This is a genomic window from Mesorhizobium sp. M1227 (assembly GCF_040318315.1).
In the GTDB taxonomy this organism is placed as follows: Bacteria; Pseudomonadota; Alphaproteobacteria; order Rhizobiales; family Rhizobiaceae; genus Mesorhizobium.
Genome location: NZ_JAMYLZ010000004.1, coordinates 142,323 through 161,094, shown reverse-complemented (window position 1 = coordinate 161,094; position 18,772 = coordinate 142,323). Strand labels below are relative to the sequence as shown.

Here is an 18,772-nt window from a genome sequence, read left to right as displayed (position 1 = left end):
GATCCGCGAACATCGCGGAAAAGGCGCGGCTAAATCACCGCGCAGACCGTTTTCGTCTCGAGATAGTTCTCCAGACCCGGTGCGCCGTTCTCATAGCCCCAACCGGATTGCTTGTGGCCGCCCTTCGGCAGTTCCGGCGAGAAGTAGGAATGGCAATTGATCCAGACGGTGCCCGACCGGATACGTGCGGCAAGGCGATGCGCAGTGGATAGGTCGCGGGTCCAGACGCTTGCGGCGAGGCCGTAGGGCGAGTCGTTCGCAAGGCTTATCGCCTCCGCGACATCGTCGAACGGTGTCACGGCAACGACCGGGCCGAAGATTTCCTCGCGCATCATGCGCATGTCCGGGCGCACGCCGGTAACCACGGTCGGCTCGAAGAAGTTGTCGAAGCGCCGGCCGCCGGCGATGATCTCGGCGCCGCTGGAAGCACCATCGCCGACGTAGAAGGCGACGCGCGCAGCCTGGGTTCCGTTGACCAGCGGACCAAGGTCGGTATCCGGGCCAAGCCCGTGTCCGAGACGCAGCTTTCGCGCCTCTTCCGCCAGCCCCTCCGCCAGACGGTCGTAGATCGAGCGATGCGCATAGACACGCGAGCCGGCGACGCAGACCTGGCCGGCATTGGCGAAGATCCCCCGAGCCACTCCGGGGATTGCGAGCCCCATGTCCGCATCGGGCATGATGATGGCCGGCGACTTGCCGCCCAGCTCGAGCGTCAGCTTCTTCAGATTGCCGCGCGCTGCGGAGACGATCATCTTTCCGACTTCCGTCGAGCCGGTGAAGGCGACCTTATCGACATCGGGATCTGCAGCCAATGCTGCGCCCACGGTTTCACCGAGACCGGTCACGATATTGACGACGCCGTCAGGCAAGCCGGCTTCGATCATCAGTTCGCCGAGCCTGAGCGCGGTGAGCGACGTTTCCTCAGCTGGCTTGAGCACGATCGTACAGCCGGCGGCAAGCGCCGGGGCGAGCTTCATCGAGGCCATAAGCAGCGGCGAATTCCATGGCGTTATGGCAGCCACGACACCGATCGGCTCTCGCACCGTGTAGGCGAAAATCTTGCTGCCCACCGGTTGGTAGCTGATGGAGGTGGGGATGGTCGTGCCGAGGATTTTCGTGGCAAAACCGGCAAAATAGCGGAACTGCTCGGCCGAGGCGGGAATCTCGGCGAAGCGCGAGGTCTTCAGCGACTTTCCTTGGTCAAGCGTCTCGAGTTCTGCAAGCTCATCGGCATGGCGTTCAATCAGGTCGGCGATGCGCCATAGCAGCTTGCCGCGTGCCGACGGTGTCATGTCGCGCCAGCTCTCGCCTTCGAAAGCAGCACGCGCCGCAGCAACGGCGCGCCCGGCGTCATCGGCTGTGCCTTGCGCCAGCAGCGCGAGCGTGTCGCCATTCGCAGGATCGGTCGCGGGCAAGGTTGCGCCATCGCTGGCGTCGCACCAGCCGCCGCCGATCAGGTGCCGCATTCTGGGTTTGGCCAGGAACGCCTCGACGCCTGCGTGCCTGGCTGCACCGTTTCGAATGATGACCGTCATGTCCGTACCCCGCAAGCGAACGCCTCGACCGCCGCGAGGGCACCGCGGATGATGGAATGATAGCCGGTACAGCGGCAGATATTGCCTTCGAGCGCAGTGCGGATCTGAGACTCGTCTGGAGCCGGATTCTCCAGCAGCAGAGCGGTCAGCGCAACAGTGATGCCGGGTGCGCAGTAGCCGCACTGGAAAGCGTTTTCGGCCGCCAGAGCCTGGCGCAGGACAATGGCTTCGGGAAGGTCGTCGAAACCCTCCGGCGTGATGATGGTGGCCCCGTCGAGTTGCCACGACATGAGCAGACAGCCATTGACCGCGCGATCGTCCATCAGCACGGAACAAGCGCCGCAGCGGCCGATGCCGCAAGCCATCTTGGCGGCAGTCATGCCGAAATGATCGCGCAGCAGGTCGATCAGGCGCAACTCGGCGGGCACGGCCAGCGCCTGGCGGCAGCCGTTTAGGTTAAAGGTAATCGCGATCTCGGCACTCACGCTGCACTCCTCTGCAGCGCGTCGAGTACCCATTCAGGATCGACCGGGAGGCGCTCGGGCCAAGCCCCTGTGGCGTCCGCAATCGCGTTGACGACGGCTGGCGTCACGGCACCAATGCCAAGCTCACCAACTCCGCGCGGGCCGAACGGGTCGTCCTCGTCCAGATCCTCCAACGCGAAGGTCGCGAAGCTTTCCGGCGTGTCGGCAATGCCTGGCAGCATGTAGAAATCGAGGTTGCCGGCAAGATCCCGGCCATCCCGCATAGCCGCGTCCTCAGTGAGGGTGAAGCCCAGCCCCTGGACGCCGCCGCCTTCGATCTGGCCAAGATAGGCGGCAGCATCGAGCATCGGTCCGGCCGCGGTATGCTGATGGAGCTCGAGCACGCGTATCTGCCCAGTGATGCGGCTCACGGCAACGCGCGCCAGTGTCGCGCCGAAGGCGAAGATCAGGCGTGCATTGCCTTCCAGATAGTCCGATTTCGGAAACTCGAAGCTGACGGCAGCAGCTGGCAGCCGGTCGGGAGGCAACGCCTCGGCAAGTTCGGCGAAACTCAAGAGCAGTGACCCGCTGTTGGAATGTCGCTCGACGATACCGCCGGGTGCCAGCGCCAGCGTCCCGGCTTCGCGGCAAAGCAGCTGGCCCGCTGCTGCCAGGAGGTCGCGCGTAAAAGGTGGTGCGGCGACTGCTGCGACCCGCCAAACCACGTGAGTGCCGCGCGAGGCGGTGGAGGAGCCGGATTCGGGCGTCGCCGCCGTATCACCGGTGACCGGCCGGACATCGTCGCGGCCGCAGCCGAGCGCTCCGGCGACCGCGGCCTTCACCGAGGTGAGCAGGCCTTGTCCCATCTCGTCCAGGCCATAGAGCGCTTCGATCATGCCATCCGGAGCCAAGCGCAACGCGCCTCCGGCCGGGTCCGGCGGCAGCGTGCCTAGTCCATTGCCTTGATAGTTCATCGCCATCCCGACGCCGATAGTCTCAGAGCCGTCGAACGACGGACCACGCGGCTTGGCCCAGATCGGGTCAGCAGCGGCGGCTTGCAGCATCTCGGCCAGACGTTCGGACGGCGCGACCTGCTGGCCGAGATGGCCTCGCGTGCCAGGCTCGCGCAAATTGCGGCGCCGTATCTCGATAATGTCGATGTCGGCGGCTTCGCCCAGCCGGTCCAGCTGGCACTCTACCGCGAAGGCCATCTGGTTGGCACCGAAGCCACGAAACGCGCCGCAGACGCCGTTATTGGTATAGGCGAGCCTGCCCGAGCTGAGGACGTTGGGAACGACATATGGCCCGCAGGCGTGTTCGAGCGCCGTCTCAAGCACGCCCGGACCGAGCGACGCGTAGGCGCCGGCATCCGCGATCACATCCACCTGTTGGGCGAGCAGACGACCCTCGGCGTCGCAGGCGGTGCGCATATGGATGTGCATGGCATTGCGCTTGGTACCCGCGATGACGGATTCCGCCCGCTCGAGATGCAGCCGCACGGCGCGTCCGGTCTTCAGCGCCAGCAGGGCCAGGGCCGGCTGCACGGTCAGCTCGTCCTTGCCGCCGAAAGCGCCGCCAGTCGGGCTGGTGACCACCCGTATCCGCTCTTGCGGCATACCGAGGATGCGCGAGAGCTGCATGCGGTCGCGGCGGCCATGCTGCCCACCGGCAAAGACGTTCAGGGTACCATCCGTGCCGACGAAAGCGTAGCCGCCCTCCGTCTCCATAAAGCCGTGCATCTGGCTCGGCGTTTCGTAGACAGCCTCGACGATATGAGCTGCCTTGGCAAAAGCCGCGGCGGCATCGCCACGCGTGAACTCGAAGCTGCACTGCAGATTGCCTGAGGCGTGGACCGGCTCGGCCCCAGCGGCGAGTGCCTGTTGGGGATCGCTCACAATTGGCAGCGGCTCGTATTCGACGCTGACGAGAGCAAGCGCGCGTTCGGCCGTCCGTGTGTCAACAGCGGCAACGGCAGCAACAGCGTCGCCGAAATAGCGGACCTTGTCGAAGCACAGTGCCGGCTGATCCTGCACGACAATGCCGAAGGCATTGCTGCCGGCAATGTCGCGGTGCGTTACAACCGCCGCGACTCCTGGCAGCGCCTCGGCCGCGCTCGTATCGATGGAAACGATCCTTGCATGGGGAATGCCGGCACGCCGAATGCGCCCGACCAGCATGGCGGGCTCGCGACGGTCGGTCAGGTATTCGAGCCTGCCTGCGATTTTCGGTGCAACGTCCGGCCGCTGGTGCCAGCGTGCGCCGATCTCCGATCGCGACACGAGAATTTCGGCAGGTGGATTTCCGTACGGCACGGTCCGCCGGCGCGGCGAATGTGCTCCTTGGGACAACTTTCCGCCGAGCCCGAAGACCAGCGCATTCGCCACGACACTGCGCCGATAGCGGTCGGACCGCCATGCATCATCGATCGCCGGCGCCTCTTCGAGAATTGCGGCGTGCAGCTCGGCCCAATCGATCTCTTGGAGGCGCCGGCCGATGAGCAGCGCTTCGGCGTGACCGAGACGGGCTGCTTCCCCGCCGCCGCTGGCCGCGAGCCGCGCGATCGTGACACGATCGTCCGCCGTTTCGATCAACCCGGCGACACCGGCCACGCTTGGGGTGAAGGCGGCGCGCAGGCCGACTTTGCGATGGGTCCAGCGAGCGGCAGGCTGCGGTGGAACGATGACCGTCTCAATGAGGCCCGCTGACGGTGCGTCGGCCAACCATTGCGCGAGCGGCACGACGGCGCGCCCAGCCGGTGAGACGATCTCCAGCTTCGCATCGATCGCGAGCAGGGCCGGCAGAAGGCAACCCGTGCCCCCCGCGACGTTGCCGCCCAGCGTTGCGAGATTGCGGACGGCGGGTCCCGCCGTGGCGCGGACTGCGGCTGCGAGCAGAGGCAAAGTCTCGCCTATCGCCCGGTCACGCTCCAAGGCACCCAGGGTCGTCAGTGCGCCGATCCGAAACCCGTCGCCGGCCAGTTGGATGCCCTTCAGGCAGGCGATACGGCCGATGTCGATGAGGCGCCGCGGCTTTGGCAGGCCCTTCGCCCAGCCGAGCTGCAGCGCCGTGCCCCCGGCGACCAGTTGCGACGCGCCCTCGCCTGCCAATGACAGCGCCTCGGCAACGGAGGTCGGGCGAAGCACCTGGAGACCCGACTCGGTCATGTGGCTCTCGCGGTCGTGCCGAAACGGATGCCTTTTTCCTTCAGCCAGCGGCGGTAGGCGATGGAGGCGCTGTCGGCGCGGGTCGGGATTTCCATCCGCGGCTCGAGCGGAAGGCGCAGCGGCCGCTGGTTCTCCACGATGATCCGGTCTTGCAGGAAGATGACCTGTTCGAAGTTGAGCAACGCCGTCTGCGTCGAAGCCGAGTCGACGAGATACATGACCGGCTGGGCGCGGCAGCGGTCTTCCTCGATGGGCTGGATGAACAGCGCGATTGCGTCGAGCCGGTCCGGCGCCACGGGGCACACGCGATAGAGCATCACCACGAATGGGCTCGGCACGCGATAGGTCAGATGCACGAACGCGCCGGAGCTTTCCGTGGCGGCAATGCGCGGCTGGAAAAACGTGCAGTTGGTCGCCCAGACCTCGTCTACTTCGCGACGTATCTCGCTCAGATAGGCGGGTACTTCCGTGTGCGGCTCCGAGCCGAGAATGTCGGTATGCACGAAGGGGAAATGCGCCATGTCGAGGAAGTTCTCCACGACACGCAAACCCGACGCCCGCATCGTCACCCAGCCGCAGGGCACGTAGCGGCGGTCGGGTTCCGATGCCTCGGCGATCTCGAAGATTTCCTTCCCGGGCAGGCCCAGCGTCGTCCAGACGCAGCCGTAGCGCTGCCGGACGGGCAGCGCGGGGCCGCGGTTGCCGTCGTCCAGGACCTCCCGAACCGTGATTTCGCCCGTGATGTCACGGACCAGTTCGATGTCTTGGCCGAGCAGCCGCGTATGGCTCGGCGCGCCATCCAGGTCGGCGACCGTCTCCACCGCGTACCAATCGTCCAGTGCCGCCCTGTCCGTCGTCTTCATGACCGGGGCTCGCCTTATTGAGTCCATTGCAGGCTGCCGCCGGAATTCTGGGCAAGGAAAGCGGCGCGCCGGGCGAACAGGCCAGGCGCGACGCGATGGATTTCGGCGATGATCTCGCGCAGGTCGCCGGTGCGCAGCGCGCCGTCCTCGGCCAGGATCTCGCCATCGACCATCGTCAAAGACACGTCGCTGCCGCGCACGGCGTGGACAAGATTGTGATGGAAGTTGAAATAGGGTCCGTCGCGGAAGACCGGCGTCATGCGCGGCGTATCGGTGCGGACCGCGATGATGTCGGCGCGCTTGCCGACTTCAATCGAGCCGATCTCGTGGTCGAGACCGATCGCCCTGGCGCCGAGAATGGTGGCCATGCGCAGCACCTGCCAGCTATCCATGGCGGCGGCGTCGAGGTCCTTGAGCTTGCCCAGCAGCGAAGTCACCTTCATCTCTTCGAACATATCGAAATTGTTGTTCTCCTTCTCGCCGTCGGTGCCGATCCCGACAGGCACGCCGGCCTTCAGCATCTCAGCCACCAACGCGATGCCGCTTGCCAGCTTCATGTTGGAAACAGGATTGTGGGCCACCGAAACGCGGCGCTTGGAAATAAGCTCGATCTCTTCTCGATCGAGCCAGACGGCGTGGGCGATCATGGCGCGCGGCGTTTCGAAGAAGCCAAGGTCGTCCAGCGCGAACATCGGGCGTTTGCCGTAGCGCCGCTTAAATTCCGCGATCTCGATCTCGGCCTCGCTGCAATGCGTGTGGAAGCCGGTGTCGTGTTTCCTTGCGAGTTCGATCGCCCGGCGCTGGCCGGCCCCGTCGGCATAAAACAGATGCTCCAGCCCGACCCACACATTGATACGGCCGCCCGCCTTGCGATGCCAGCCCTCGATCATCGCCTCGTTCATGTCGAGTGTGTCGAAGTAGTTGTAGTCGGGATGCTCGCCGACGTAAGGCACGGCGACCAGGCGGTTGCCGATCGCCTCGGCCGCCCTGGCGCTGCCTTCCATGAACCGCCACATGTCGACGACGGTGGTCGTGCCGCCGAGCACGGATTCCGCGTAGCAGAGCCACGATGCCGCCTCGGCCTCGTGCGGCTGCAGCACGCGATGCATCGGATTGATATGGAGCGTCAGCCAGTCCCAAACCGGCAGGTGCTCCGCCGTGCCGCGCAAAAAACCGGAATGCGCATGGGCATTGACCAGCCCAGGCAAAAGCACCGCATTGTCGAGTTTCTTCACGGCCACGGCCGGATACGCAGCGCGCAATGCTGCGAGTGCGCTGACCGCGGCGATACGACCATCCTCGACCAGCACGGCGCCATCAGGCAACACGTGGTTATCTTCATCCATGGTGAGCAGCGTGTCGGCAGCGAGGATGAGACCTTGGGTCATCGCGGGTACTCCGTGTGCGGTCCGTCGGTCATGACATCCTCAAGCTGCCGCCGCGAGCAGGAAATCGGCGGCGCGCTCGCCGATCATCGTGGCGGGCGCGTGGGTGTTGCAGGTCGGGATCGTTGGGATCACCGAGGCATCGGCAACGTGCAGGCCGTCCAGCCCGTGCACGGCGAGACGGCTGTCGACGACGGCCATCGCGTCCTCGCCCATCTTGGCTGTTCCGCAGGTGTGGAAGAACGTCGTGCACGCCTCGCGGATGAAGGCGATTGTCTCGGTGCGGGTCAGTCGGCGGTCAGGTGCGGCAAAGTTGCGGAAGACACCGGCGTTCGCCTTTGCAGCCGCCATCTCCATCACCATCTCGACCGCAGTGACCATGGCGTCGAGATCTTCCGGTTCCGCCAGAAAGTTCGGTTGGATTTCGAGCGGTCCGCCGGGCTTGCCGTCGAGCAACTTCAAGTGCCCGACGCTCTTCGAGCGCATCAGGCCCGCACCGAAGGAAAAGACATCGCCGGATAGATCGTAGCGCGCGCGGATCGCCGGTTCGGCGCTGTTGCCCTGGACGGGGAAGGCATGCAGGTCGGGCTGCGGCAGGTCCGGCCGCGACTTCCAGTTGACCATCGAGCCACCGCCATTGCCCACTATCGGTCCGATCGGTCGTTTCGCGCGGAAGACGCAGGCCTGCGCCAGCGGATGGTCCTGAAGATTCCTGCCGACACCCGGCAGGGCGCGAACGAGCGCAATGCCAAGGCGCTGCAGTTCGATCGGATCGCCGATGCCCGACAGCATCAGCAGGCGCGGCGTGTCGATGGCCCCGGCCGCGAGCACGATGCTCTCTTGCGCGCGCGTTTCGCAGATTTCGCCGCCGACGAGGTGCTTGACCGCGACGCATCGGCTGCCTTCGACCGTCAGGCCGATGGCCGCGGATCCGGTCAGCACCGTCAGCATCGGGTGATCCAGGATCGGCACGAGATAGCCCGTCGCCGAACTCCAGCGCTTGCCGTCGCAGATGTTGAAATTCGCGGCCGCCGCCCCCTCGTTGCCGGGGCCGTTCGGATCGTCGATTACGGGGATGCCGATTTCGGCCGCGCCATCGATCAGCGCCTGCGCGACCGGGTGCAGTGCCGCCGGCCGCTCGATATGGAGCGGACCGCCCGCTCCGCGAAACTCGCTTGCACCGTCGCGCCAGTCCTCGCAGCGCCGGAAATAGGGCAGCACGTCGGCGAAGCTCCAGCCCTTGGCGCCGCCAGCCTCCCAGGCATCGTAATCTTGCGGATGGCCGCGATACCACATCATCGCGTTGATGGCGCTTGAGCCGCCAAGCAGGCGCCCGCGCGGGATGCCGATGGTACGCCCATTCACCCTCAGTGTCGGAGCATAATCATAGCCCCAGTCATAGGTGCTGCGGCCAAGCGGCACCCACTTGCCGGGGTCCTCGATCTCTTCGAACCCAAGACCCGTCGGGCCGGCCTCGATCAGGAGGACGTCGGCGCCGGCATCGACCAGTCGCCGCGTCACCGCACAGCCACCGGAACCCGAGCCGACCACCACGTAATCGTAGCTGCGTTTCAGTGCGCGTCGGGGGACGACAGGTCCGAGGGTGCCCATGATCTCGTCAGTTGTGCTCGCTCGGGCCCATGATGACGATGCCTTCGCTCGCCTCGACATGGCGGACGAAGATATACTTGTCCTCGCGGCCGTCGCTGTGTTTGCGCTTGATGTCCGGCTGGACCGTTCCCGAGACCTTGGCGACCACTATATAGGGTGCCTCCATGGCGAGCCCCCTTGCGCAATGTGCGTCGAACTCCTCCACCGTGCGCGCCGTATGGGCGTTCTCGACGCCGGCGCCGCGCGCGATCGCGGCAAGGTCGACGCGGCCCAGCGCCGTATGGGTCGGCGGGCCGCCGATCGACTGGTAGCACTCATTGTCCCAGACCACGACGAAGAGGTTCTTCGGCTGCTCGTTTCCGAGCGTGGCCAGAATGCCCAGGTTGAAGAGCAGGCCGCCATCCGTATCGAGCGAAATGACGCGGCGGTGCGGCAGGCCGGCGGCGAGCCCGAAGGCCTGCGGCGTGACGCAGCCGAGTTGCTGCTGGAACAGACTCGCCTCGCGCATATGCGGCGCGGCGTTGTACCACTCGTCGACGCTGCCGCCGAGCGAAAGGATCACCAGCTCATCCTTCAGCCGCGCGGCGAGCGCCTTCATGCAGTCGAAGCGTTTCACCGCACCACCTCGCCGCCGAGCGCCACAGCCGAATGGTAATAGGACGCATAGGACCAGGAATAGGCGTCAAGGATGGCGCGCTCGATCTTCGCCTCCTCTGTGACGATCCGGTATGGCACGCGCAGCGCGTTCAGCACCGGCTCCATGGTGATGCCATGCGGGACTGCCCACCAGTTGTTCTCGCCGAGCTCGCCGCGATAGCTCATCAGCATCACGACCGGGATGCCGGCTCCAAGGCCCATGCGGGCCAGCGGCTCGACCGAGGCGCGCAAGCCGGAATTTTCCATGACCAGCGCCGCGCGCTTGCCCGACAGGAAGACCCCGCCACATATCGCCGCGCCCTCACCCTCGTTGGTGACGCGGATCGTGCGGATATCCGGATCGGCATCAAGGGCCGGATAGAGCTCCTTGAACAACGAATCGGGCAGATAGCAGACGATGCTCACTCCCGCCCGCTTAAGCCCCCGAATGACCGCGTCGACCGCACTCTGCTTCATGACATCCCCTTCGGCCGGGAAGTCTCGCAAAGCTCAGTTGTTCGAGATAGGGACAAATTACTCTCTTTATCGATGCGCAAAATGCAACAACTAATCATGCAACGCCTCGACCATGCGGGCCAGCAGCGCCGCGAATGCGGAGGCCGCATCCGACATTTCGCGTTCAAGCCGGGCGAGCAGCATCAGCCGGTGCGGGTTCATGCGAGAATCGCGCAACGGCACGAAAACGAGCGATCCGTCAGCCACTTCCGGCTCGATGCCGAGCTTGGTGCGAAGCACCACGCCGAGGTTGAGGCGCACCATCTCGGTCATCAGTCCGATCGAGTTGGTCCGTGACCGTCGCGTGATGTCGATCATGGAGCGCCCGATCGCATCGTCGATCGAAATGCCCAAAGCAAGGCTGTTGTCCGAGACGATGACCTGTTCGCCGGCAAGATCGAACAGCTTCACTTCCTTGCGGCCGGCAAGGCGGCTGCCCGGATGAGCGACGACGCCCAGCGGCAGAGGCGTGCTCGCGATCTTGCGCACGTTGCGCGGCACGCGCACGTCGAAAGCAAGCGCCAGATCGCATTCGCCGTCGGCAACCGCATCGCAGGCGCGCTGCGACCCGGCGACATGCACATCGACCGATATCTGCGGGTGGCGCTTCCAGAATTCCTTAAGCGCGTTCGGCACCAGCCCGCGCGCCGCGCTCTCCACGATCGCCACGGACAACGAGCCGCGGTTGAGGCCACTGAGATCATTGATCTCGGACGAGGCGCGCGCCAACTCGGTGATGCTCTGACGCGCGTGGTAGAGCAGAAGCTCGCCTGCGCTGGTCAGTTTCAGTCGCTGGCGCACACGCTCGAAGAGCGGCGTGCCCAGTTCGTCCTCCAGGCCCTTGATGACGCGGCTGATGGAGGATGGCGCCACGTTGAGCGCCTGCGCGGTCTGGCGAACCGAGCCCAGCCGCGCGACCATTTGGAAATAATGGATGCGCGGTGAGACCAGCCCAAGTCGGAAGGGATCCACTCAGGCGGCCTCAAAGGCGGGGACGATCTCCATTTCCGGCACCAGCACGAGACCTTTGTCGGTGATACGGATTTCGGGGATGACCGAGAGCGGGATGAGGTTGAAGCCCATATAGGGAATGCAGCAGCCGGCCGCCTCCCATTCCCGTTTGAGGATCTTCACCTCCTCCGCGACCTCAGTGACGCGCTTGTCGGACAAAAGGCCGGCGATCGGCAGTTCAACCATGGCAGTCACTTTGCCGTCGACGACGACACAGACGCCGCCTTGCGTTTCCTCGATCGCCCGCAGCGCCACCTGCATGTCGGCCTCGTTGAGGCCGGCGATGATGATGTTGTGGCTGTCGTGACCGACAGACGATGCGACGGCGCCGCGTCGCAGCGTGAAATTGCTGAGCAGCCCGTAGGCGACGTTGCCGTCCGACTTGCCATGGCGCTCGACCACAGTGACGAAGCACAGGCCGTGGCGGTCGAAATGGTTCTGCCAATCGTTGGACGGATCGAGCGTGATCTTCTGGTGGCCGAGCGTGATCCCCGGCAGTTCGGTGCGGATGGTATGCGCCACCACCTTGCCGGTTGGCAGCTCCGGCGTCAGCTTGATCTGCTTCGGCAGCTTCACTGTGTGGTAGGCCGTGTCCGGATAGCGGTAGCGGGTCGAGAGGGCCTGGTCGAGCAGCGGCATGATCTTGCCGTCATCGACGACGAGTTCGCCGCCATACCACGTGCTAACGGGATCGAAGCCGTCGTCGAGCAGCACCAGGTCGGCACGGCGGCCACCACCGAGGCCTCCGATTTCGCCTTCCATTGCAAAGCGCGTCGCGCCATGCAGCGAGCCCATCGACCAGGCCTGCTCCGGCGTCATGCCGGCCTTCATCGCCTCGCGCGTCACCCAGTCCAGGCCGAAGAGCATCAGGTCGTCAGCATCGCGGTCGTCGGTGCAGACCGCGATGCGCTTATGCGAGGCTCCGAGTTCCGTAATCGTCTTGATCGCTGCGGGCAGGCTGTGCCACGGTGTCGTCGGCGGGCCGCCACGCAGGAACAGCCAGATGCCGGCCTCGAGCATGTCGTCGGCGATCTCGCGGTCGATCGCCTCATGGGTATCGGTGACGCCGGAGGCCGCATAGGCCGACACGAATTCGCGTCCATAGACGTGTCCCGACACCGGGCGGCCGCGTCTCAGCGCCGCAGCGAGGATGGCATGGCTGCGTTCATCGCCCATAGCCACTGGCACGAAATCCATCTTCTCGCCTAGCGCCACGGCTTCCGGCCATTTGTCGAACAATGCGCCGATCTTCTCGGCTGTCAGGTCGCCACCGGCCGTTTCCAGCAACGGCGAAGTTGCCGGGACGGTGCTCGGAACCGTCAGGAAAATGGACAACGGCGCCAGGCGCGCGTCCTCCAGCATCGCCTCGATGCCAGCAACGTCCATGACGTTGCCGATCTCGTGGCTGTCGCAGAAGAGGGTCGTGGTGCCGTTGAGCAGCGCCGCCTCGGCGTAGGCGCAGGCCGTCACCATCGAGGATTCGATGTGGATGTGCGGATCGACCAGGCCGGGGGCGACGATGCCGCCCCTGGCGTCATATATCCTGGCGCTGCCACCCTTATAAGTGCCGGCCGGCTTCACAGCGGCGATCCGCCCTCCCGACAACCAGATCTCGCGGCCTGGAAGCACGCGCTCCGAATAGGTCGACAACACGCGTGCGCCGGCAATGACCAGATCGGGATCGGCTCGCCCGGAAGCGACGCCGGCCAGCCGCCGGGTCATGGACGAGAGCGGCTGGACGGAAAAGCGCGTGAGAGAGGTCATTCTGTTGCTTGCCTCGTTCTCGTCGAATGTTGGGCGTCAATGGTAATCGGGGATGCCCGGCATGGTCGTGAAGCCCGGAAGCGCGCGGAAGCGACGCACCCAGCGGCGCAGCGCCGGATACTCGTCATGGTCGACGCCGAAATCGCGGCTCAGCGCAAACGCCGGAAAAAGCGCGATGTCGGCGATGGTCGGGCGGTCCGCAGCGAACCATTCTTTCTTGTCGAAACCCCGCGCGGTCATATGGTCGTCCATGGCGCGGAGTGCGTGCGCGGCACCGGCCCGCAGCGCAGCCTCGTCGCCGCCGGCGCCGAACATGGCATGGCGGCGCGCGGCGCCGGCAACGCCGAGATCGCCGGCCGCGAAGAAAAGCCACTGCATCACCTTGGCGAAATCCGAACCATCCGCCGGCAGCCATGCACCCGTTGAATCGTGGCTGCGCGCCAGATGGACGATGATGGACTCGGCGCCGAACATCGTCACCTCGTCGTCGCGGAGAATGGGCAGGCTGCCCGCCGGGTTCATGGCCAGGAATGGCGGCGTCTTCTGCTCCGCCCCCGGAAATGCATCGACTGCAACGGTCTGCCATTCCAGGCCGAGCATGGAAAGCGCCAGCCGCACCTTGTAGCAGTTTTCGTCCAGCTCGTAGTTGTAGAGCGTGATCCTCGCCATCATGCAGCCCGCGTCGTCGAGGTCGCGCCGGTACGCCCGGTCTCGAGATGATGACGCAGCTCGCTCGTCCAAGCGAAGAAATGCTTCTGCCCCTTGCCGGCATACTTGGCTGCCGGTCCGTCAATCACGATGTGTAGGGCCGATCGTTTGTCGGTCAGTTCCTGCAGGCCAAGAAGCAGCGTGTCTTCGCCGACCGTCAGGCTGAACAGCATCCCGCTCAGCGCCTTCAGCTCAGCGAGCCCGGATCCGCGGGAGAAGGGCCTGGGCGGCATGGCCCTCACGACATCGATCACCATTGCGGCGGGACTGTCGAGATGCAGGCTGCGGACCGGCACCACCTCCTCTGCCAAGGCAGGCAATTCGGGCAATGCTGCTGCCGGATCCAGTGCCGTCCAGACTATCCCAGCCGCCTCGGCCGATCTGTGGGCAGACACGGTAATGGACGCCGGCACCCTGAGATCGGGGTGGGCCGGAATGTATCGGCACTGGCCGGCCGCATCGTACTGCCAGCCGTGATAAAGACAGGCAATATGATCGCCGCGGACAAAACCGAAGCTCAGCTTCATACCGCGATGCGGGCAGCGATCCTCCCACACATGCGCTGCGCCACTGTTGTCGCGCCAGACCACCAGCTCGTTTCCGCCAAGGCGGATTCCGGCCGAACTGCCCGGCTCGATCGATCCCGACAGCGCCACTGGGTGCCATCCAGCCTGTATCGTCATTCTGCGTCTTTCCCTCTGGAATATTCCCAAATTTCGGCCCGTTCGCAGTCCATCACCAGACAGTCGATTGGCCCCAAGCTACATGCCATCTCGAAGGCATCGATGAGATCGGGCTGGCCCGAAACCTGGACGACAAAAAAATCGTCCGCGGCTTCGTGCACCAGCAGATCGAGATTGAGCCGAGCGGCACGCCTGTCGGCGAACTCGCCAAAGCTCGACGACACCAGTCGGCCGATGAAGCGCAGGCGCGTTGTTTGAGGCGGAGGCGCAGGGTTCTGCGCTTCCCGTAGGTGCTTCATGCCTATATTTCTCCCGGCCTGCACATTTTTTAAGCAGTTTTAGAATGTGTCTAGTTAGGCATCATTTTTTGGCTTGTGCAAGCCCCGTTTCCCTGACATCTGTTGCGTATCAGGTGATCGGACAGTTGGAAAAAGCCGCGATTATCGAACAACTCGGCAGCCGTCCGTCGCCCAAGAAAACCAGGTGCGGCTTGGGATTGCCAATCCGGGCGAGTGAGCGTCGATGTCGTTGTCAAGTTTCATTCAGCTCATGCCGAAGGTCGAGTTGCACTTGCACCTCGAGGGCGCCGTATCCACAGAGACATTCGCCGAGCTGGCGGCGCTGAACGCGGTGCCGCTGCCGGACGGCAGACCGACATCGGAGCTCTACAGCTACGGCAACCTGCTGGATTTCCTGAAGATTTACGATCTGGTTTGCGCCTCGATCAGGACTGCGGACGATTTCTCTCGCATCACCTTCGAGGCACTGGAGCGCTGCGCTAAAGCCGGTGCGCGCTACGTCGAACTGTTCTTCAGCCCGCATGCGCATCTGGCTCATGGCGTGGCCTATTCGACTATGCTCGAAGGCATCCTCGACGGCTTTCACCGCGCAAAGGAGCGCTATGGGCTTATGGCAAAGCTGATACCGGCGCATGCGAAGCCGCTCGGCGCGGCAGGTGGCGAGCGCTTCCTGGACATGGTTCTGGCCGAGCGCCCGGCTGAGGTGATCGGCATCGGCTTCGATTACGACGAACGCCCGAACCCACCGCCGATGTTTGCGCGCATCGTCGAGCGAGCGCGGGCTGCCGGGCTCAATGTCACCAACCATGCAGGCGAGGATGGCCCGGCGGACTATGTCCGCGATACCGTCGACGTCCTCGGCCTGAGACGGGTCGACCACGGCTACCATGTCGTCGACGATCCGGCGCTGATGGAGCAGTGCAAGGAGATGGGCATCGTCTTCACCTGCTGTCCGAGCACGACGCTGGCCACCACCGTCTGGCGTGACCTCGCCGCGCCCGACCACGCGATCCGCCGCATGATCGAGGCCGGGCTTACCGTGACGATCCACTCCGACGATCCGCCCATGTTCGCCACGACGCTCGACCGCGAATACGCGCTGATCGCCGAAAATTTTGCGCTCGGGCCGCCGGCACTGAAGCGGATCGCGCTGGCTGGCCTGTCCGCAGCATGGCTCGACGACGACATCAAGCAGGCATGGCTGGCCGACTGGTCGGCAGAAATCGACCGCCTCATGGAAACCGAACTGTCTCTCCCGAACTGAACACGACACGGAACAAAGGACCGAAGCATGATCGACCTGCGCAATCTCTCCCGCCGAGGCTTCCTCAACATGGGCGCCGCGGCCGGCGCCTCGCTGCTCCTGCCGAAATCCGGCCTTATCACGCCCGCCCATGCACAGACGCCGCTCGCCGCCGTCGCCGAGGAAAACGCGGTCATCGCCTTCGGCCACACCGGTCCGGTGACCGATGAAGGCTGGACCTGGAGCCACGACCAGGGCATGAAGGCCGTGCAGGAAGCGTTCCCGAAGCTGAAGACGCTGTTCGTCGAAAGCATCCCCTATTCGGCCGACGCGACCCGCACCTTCCGCCAGTTCGTCTCGGAAGGTGCCAACATGGTGTTTGCCACCTCCAACTATGGCGACTTCCTCTACGACGTGGCCAAGCGTTCGCCGGACGTCGCCTTCTATGAATGCGATGGCCGCAACCCGCTCGAAAATCTCTCGACCTACTATCTCGCCCACTGGTACCCGACCTACGTCACCGGTGTCGCCGCGGGCCTGATGAGCAAGAGCGGCAAGCTCGGCTACGTCGCCTCCTTCCCTGTTCCGTCGGTCTTTTCCGGCACCAATGCCTTCCTGATGGGCGCCCGTTCGGTCAATCCCAACGCCACGATGCAGACCATCGTCATCAACTCGTGGTTCGATCCGCAGGCTGCCACCCAGGCCGGCACCGCGCTCATCGACAACGGCGCCGACCTTCTGTTCGGCATCATGGACGAAGCAGGCTATCTACAGGTGGCCGAGCAGCGCGGCGCGAAGGCCGTGATGTGGAATACCGACATCCGCCGCTACGGGCCGAAGGCCTACGTCTCCTCGATCGCCATCGACTTCAAGAAATTCTATGTCGAGCAGGTGCGCCTGCGCCTCGAAGGCAAGTGGACGCCCTCGCAGACCATCCTGCCGATGGGCGGCGGTATCGACCGCGATGCCTGGGGCGAGACGGTGCCCACCGAGGTCGCAAAGCAGGCCGATGCCGTGCGCGACAAGATTCTCGGCGGCTGGAGCCCGTTCGAGGGCGAGATCAAGGACACCAAGGGCAACGTCAAGGTGGCTGCCGGCCATCGCATGACCGAAGAGGAACTCTACAACTGGGATTGGTCGATCGAAGGCGTCAGCGGCCTCCAAGCGTAATCCCGAAAGATTGCAGAGTTTTCGGATAGACTATGCGGCAGAAGGCAAAGAGCTAAGCGGGATGAATGATTTTGTTCCAGTTCATCATGCTTCGAGCGAGCACCGCTACGGCGGCATGGAGGTGCCGTCCACCTCCCCGGGACGTTACGAGCCTGGCTCCGGCGCGCCGCCGCTCGTGCTGCTCAAGGGCATCAGCAAATATTTCCCCGGCGTCGTTGCTAACCAGGACGTCGACCTGGACGTGATGCCGGGGGAGATCCACGCCTTGCTCGGCGAGAATGGCGCCGGCAAATCGACCTTGATGAACATCCTCACCGGCATCTATCAGCCGGATGCCGGTGAGATCGTCGTCGACGGCTATGCCAAGCGTTTCGCATCTCCCGTCGATGCAATCTCCGCCGGTATTGGCATGGTCCACCAGCATTTCAAGCTGGTGACCGCCTTCACGGTCGCCGAGAATATTCATCTCGGCTGGTCCGAAACGCCCAAGCGTGTTGGCTCGTCGGTGCTCGAGGCGCGGACTGCCGCACTGGCCGAGAAGCTGAACCTCGCGGTACGGCCATCCGCGCGCGTCGCCGATCTTTCGACCGGCGAGCAGCAGCGCGTGGAAATCCTACGCGTGCTCGCGCGCAATGCCCGTGTTCTGATCCTCGACGAGCCGACTGCAGTGCTTACTCCGGCGGAAGCGCGCGAGCTCTTCAAGGCGCTCAAGCAGTTCGTGTCCCGGGGCAATGCGGTGATCTTCATCAGCCACAAGCTCGACGAGGTCCTGGAAATATCAGACCGCATCACTGTGCTGCGCGGCGGCCGCAAGGTGGCCACCGAAAATACCGCGGACTGCGGCGAGAAGATGCTGGCGCGCCTGATGGTTGGCCGTGAGATCGTGCTCAGCAATCTGCGTGCCAGGCAGCCAGGCGCGGCCGGCATCTCCGCCGAGCCGGTGCTCAGCCTCAAATCCGTCGTCGCGCGTGACGACGTGGGCGGCATCCTTCTCGACGAGGTTTCGCTCGACATCCATGCCGGCGAGATTCTCGGCATCGCCGGTGTGGCCGGCAACGGCCAGAAGGAGCTGACCCAGGTCGTCACCGGCTTGCGGCCGATCCACTCGGGCCAGATACTGCTCGGCGGAAAGGACGTCACGACCGCCGGCGCGGTCGATTACGCCAAGTTCGGCGTCGGCCACATTCCCGAAGACCGGCTGCACAGCGGCCTGGCGCCGGCGCTTTCAATCACCGACAACGCCATAATCCGCGAATATGCGTCGGCGCCTGTTTCAAAGGGCTTCGCGTTTCGACCGCGCCTAGCGGCTGCTCTCGCGCGCACGATCGCCGAAGCGGCATCCGTTGCGGTGCCCAATTTCGGCATGCCCATGCGCAACCTTTCCGGCGGTAATCAGCAGCGCCTCGTCGCACGCCGCGAGATGCGCATCGCAAGTAAGGTTCTGATCGCCGCCTATCCGAGCCGTGGCCTCGATGTCGGCGCGATCAACACGATGATGCACTATCTCGTCGAATTGCGCGATGCCGGCGTCGGTGTGCTCTTCATTTCCGAGGAGCTGGAAGAGCTGTTCAACCTGTCGGATCGCATCGCCGTGATGTTCCATGGCAGGATCATGGGCGCGGTGGAGACTGCCTCCACCGACATCGAGGAAATCGGCCTGATGATGGGCGGGCAGATGCGGTCCAGTGCTGGCGCCCAGGCCGCTGCCGGGAAGCACTGA

The 18,772-nt window shown here is 64.6% G+C and carries 16 protein-coding genes; 3 read left to right on the top strand and 13 right to left on the bottom strand.

The features are described 5' to 3' along the window. Window positions 1-29 precede the first annotated feature (29 nt). The 13 genes from NKH28_RS08370 to NKH28_RS08310 all read right to left on the bottom strand — a co-directional run bounded on the left by NKH28_RS08370 (window position 30) and on the right by NKH28_RS08310 (window position 14,663). Entirely contained in the window at window positions 30-1,535 is a 1,506-nt protein-coding gene (locus NKH28_RS08370) for an aldehyde dehydrogenase family protein (RefSeq protein ID WP_352612512.1), read from the bottom strand. Continuing rightward, a complete protein-coding gene (locus NKH28_RS08365; RefSeq protein ID WP_352612510.1) occupies window positions 1,532-2,020 on the bottom strand; it encodes a (2Fe-2S)-binding protein in 489 nt (162 codons plus the stop codon). Before NKH28_RS08365 ends, NKH28_RS08370 begins: the two co-directional genes overlap by 4 nt. Next, on the bottom strand, window positions 2,017-5,163 hold the full coding sequence (locus NKH28_RS08360) for a molybdopterin cofactor-binding domain-containing protein (protein WP_352870975.1): 3,147 nt from the start codon (window positions 5,161-5,163) through the stop codon (window positions 2,017-2,019). Before NKH28_RS08360 ends, NKH28_RS08365 begins: the two co-directional genes overlap by 4 nt. Further along, on the bottom strand, window positions 5,160-6,026 hold the full coding sequence (locus NKH28_RS08355; protein WP_352612505.1) for an aromatic ring-hydroxylating dioxygenase subunit alpha: 867 nt from the start codon (window positions 6,024-6,026) through the stop codon (window positions 5,160-5,162). Before NKH28_RS08355 ends, NKH28_RS08360 begins: the two co-directional genes overlap by 4 nt. A 14-nt stretch (window positions 6,027-6,040) precedes the next feature. Continuing rightward, window positions 6,041-7,414 (bottom strand): amidohydrolase family protein, encoded by a 1,374-nt coding sequence (locus NKH28_RS08350; RefSeq protein WP_352502552.1) that lies wholly within the window; start codon window positions 7,412-7,414, stop codon window positions 6,041-6,043. Between the two features lie 39 nt (window positions 7,415-7,453). Continuing rightward, window positions 7,454-9,022: a GMC family oxidoreductase gene (locus tag NKH28_RS08345; protein ID WP_352612503.1), complete on the bottom strand. Its 1,569-nt coding sequence runs from the start codon at window positions 9,020-9,022 to the stop codon at window positions 7,454-7,456. Window positions 9,023-9,029: 7 nt separating this feature from the next. Beyond that, entirely contained in the window at window positions 9,030-9,638 is a 609-nt protein-coding gene (locus NKH28_RS08340) for a thiamine pyrophosphate-dependent enzyme (RefSeq protein ID WP_352612501.1), read from the bottom strand. Next, the gene (locus tag NKH28_RS08335) at window positions 9,635-10,135 is read right to left on the bottom strand and encodes a thiamine pyrophosphate-binding protein (RefSeq protein WP_352612499.1); all 501 of its coding nucleotides are present in this window, start codon (window positions 10,133-10,135) and stop codon (window positions 9,635-9,637) included. Before NKH28_RS08335 ends, NKH28_RS08340 begins: the two co-directional genes overlap by 4 nt. Window positions 10,136-10,225: 90 nt before the next feature. Beyond that, a complete protein-coding gene (locus NKH28_RS08330) occupies window positions 10,226-11,146 on the bottom strand; it encodes a LysR family transcriptional regulator (RefSeq protein ID WP_352470590.1) in 921 nt (306 codons plus the stop codon). Further along, the gene (locus NKH28_RS08325; RefSeq protein ID WP_352470591.1) at window positions 11,147-12,949 is read right to left on the bottom strand and encodes an adenine deaminase; all 1,803 of its coding nucleotides are present in this window, start codon (window positions 12,947-12,949) and stop codon (window positions 11,147-11,149) included. Window positions 12,950-12,985: 36 nt separating this feature from the next. After that, the gene (locus NKH28_RS08320) at window positions 12,986-13,621 is read right to left on the bottom strand and encodes a glutathione S-transferase family protein (protein ID WP_352612496.1); all 636 of its coding nucleotides are present in this window, start codon (window positions 13,619-13,621) and stop codon (window positions 12,986-12,988) included. Beyond that, window positions 13,618-14,340, bottom strand: coding sequence for a Rieske 2Fe-2S domain-containing protein (locus NKH28_RS08315; protein ID WP_352470593.1), 723 nt, complete (start codon window positions 14,338-14,340; stop codon window positions 13,618-13,620). The genes NKH28_RS08320 and NKH28_RS08315 overlap by 4 nt, the downstream gene beginning before the upstream one ends. Next, window positions 14,337-14,663 carry a hypothetical protein gene (locus NKH28_RS08310; RefSeq protein WP_352684650.1) on the bottom strand — a complete coding sequence of 109 codons (327 nt, stop codon included), beginning with the start codon at window positions 14,661-14,663 and terminating at the stop codon, window positions 14,337-14,339. The genes NKH28_RS08315 and NKH28_RS08310 overlap by 4 nt, the downstream gene beginning before the upstream one ends. Window positions 14,664-14,862: 199 nt before the next feature. On the opposite strand from NKH28_RS08310, the gene add reads away from it, so the two are divergent. The 3 genes from add (at window position 14,863) to NKH28_RS08295 (ending at window position 18,772) form a co-directional block, all read left to right on the top strand. Beyond that, the gene (gene add, locus NKH28_RS08305) at window positions 14,863-15,903 is read left to right on the top strand and encodes an adenosine deaminase (protein ID WP_352612493.1); all 1,041 of its coding nucleotides are present in this window, start codon (window positions 14,863-14,865) and stop codon (window positions 15,901-15,903) included. 27 nt (window positions 15,904-15,930) lie between these two features. Continuing rightward, window positions 15,931-17,052, top strand: coding sequence for a BMP family ABC transporter substrate-binding protein (locus tag NKH28_RS08300; protein WP_352612491.1), 1,122 nt, complete (start codon window positions 15,931-15,933; stop codon window positions 17,050-17,052). A gap of 115 nt (window positions 17,053-17,167) precedes the next feature. Continuing rightward, window positions 17,168-18,772 carry an ABC transporter ATP-binding protein gene (locus NKH28_RS08295; RefSeq protein WP_352612729.1) on the top strand — a complete coding sequence of 535 codons (1,605 nt, stop codon included), beginning with the start codon at window positions 17,168-17,170 and terminating at the stop codon, window positions 18,770-18,772.

Excerpts from the sequence above, each read along its gene's own strand:
- NKH28_RS08370 (WP_352612512.1), bottom strand. The coding sequence starts at position 1,535 with ATGACGGTCATCATTCGAAACGGTGCAGCCAGGCACGCAGGCGTCGAG.
- NKH28_RS08360 (WP_352870975.1), bottom strand. The coding sequence starts at position 5,163 with ATGACCGAGTCGGGTCTCCAGGTGCTTCGCCCGACCTCCGTTGCCGAG.
- NKH28_RS08355 (WP_352612505.1), bottom strand. The coding sequence starts at position 6,026 with ATGAAGACGACGGACAGGGCGGCACTGGACGATTGGTACGCGGTGGAG.
- NKH28_RS08350 (WP_352502552.1), bottom strand. The coding sequence starts at position 7,414 with ATGACCCAAGGTCTCATCCTCGCTGCCGACACGCTGCTCACCATGGAT.
- NKH28_RS08345 (WP_352612503.1), bottom strand. The coding sequence starts at position 9,022 with ATGGGCACCCTCGGACCTGTCGTCCCCCGACGCGCACTGAAACGCAGC.
- NKH28_RS08335 (WP_352612499.1), bottom strand. The coding sequence starts at position 10,135 with ATGAAGCAGAGTGCGGTCGACGCGGTCATTCGGGGGCTTAAGCGGGCG.
- NKH28_RS08325 (WP_352470591.1), bottom strand. The coding sequence starts at position 12,949 with ATGACCTCTCTCACGCGCTTTTCCGTCCAGCCGCTCTCGTCCATGACC.
- NKH28_RS08320 (WP_352612496.1), bottom strand. The coding sequence starts at position 13,621 with ATGATGGCGAGGATCACGCTCTACAACTACGAGCTGGACGAAAACTGC.
- NKH28_RS08315 (WP_352470593.1), bottom strand. The coding sequence starts at position 14,340 with ATGACGATACAGGCTGGATGGCACCCAGTGGCGCTGTCGGGATCGATC.
- add (WP_352612493.1), top strand. The coding sequence starts at position 14,863 with ATGTCGTTGTCAAGTTTCATTCAGCTCATGCCGAAGGTCGAGTTGCAC.
- NKH28_RS08300 (WP_352612491.1), top strand. The coding sequence starts at position 15,931 with ATGATCGACCTGCGCAATCTCTCCCGCCGAGGCTTCCTCAACATGGGC.
- NKH28_RS08295 (WP_352612729.1), top strand. The coding sequence starts at position 17,168 with ATGGAGGTGCCGTCCACCTCCCCGGGACGTTACGAGCCTGGCTCCGGC.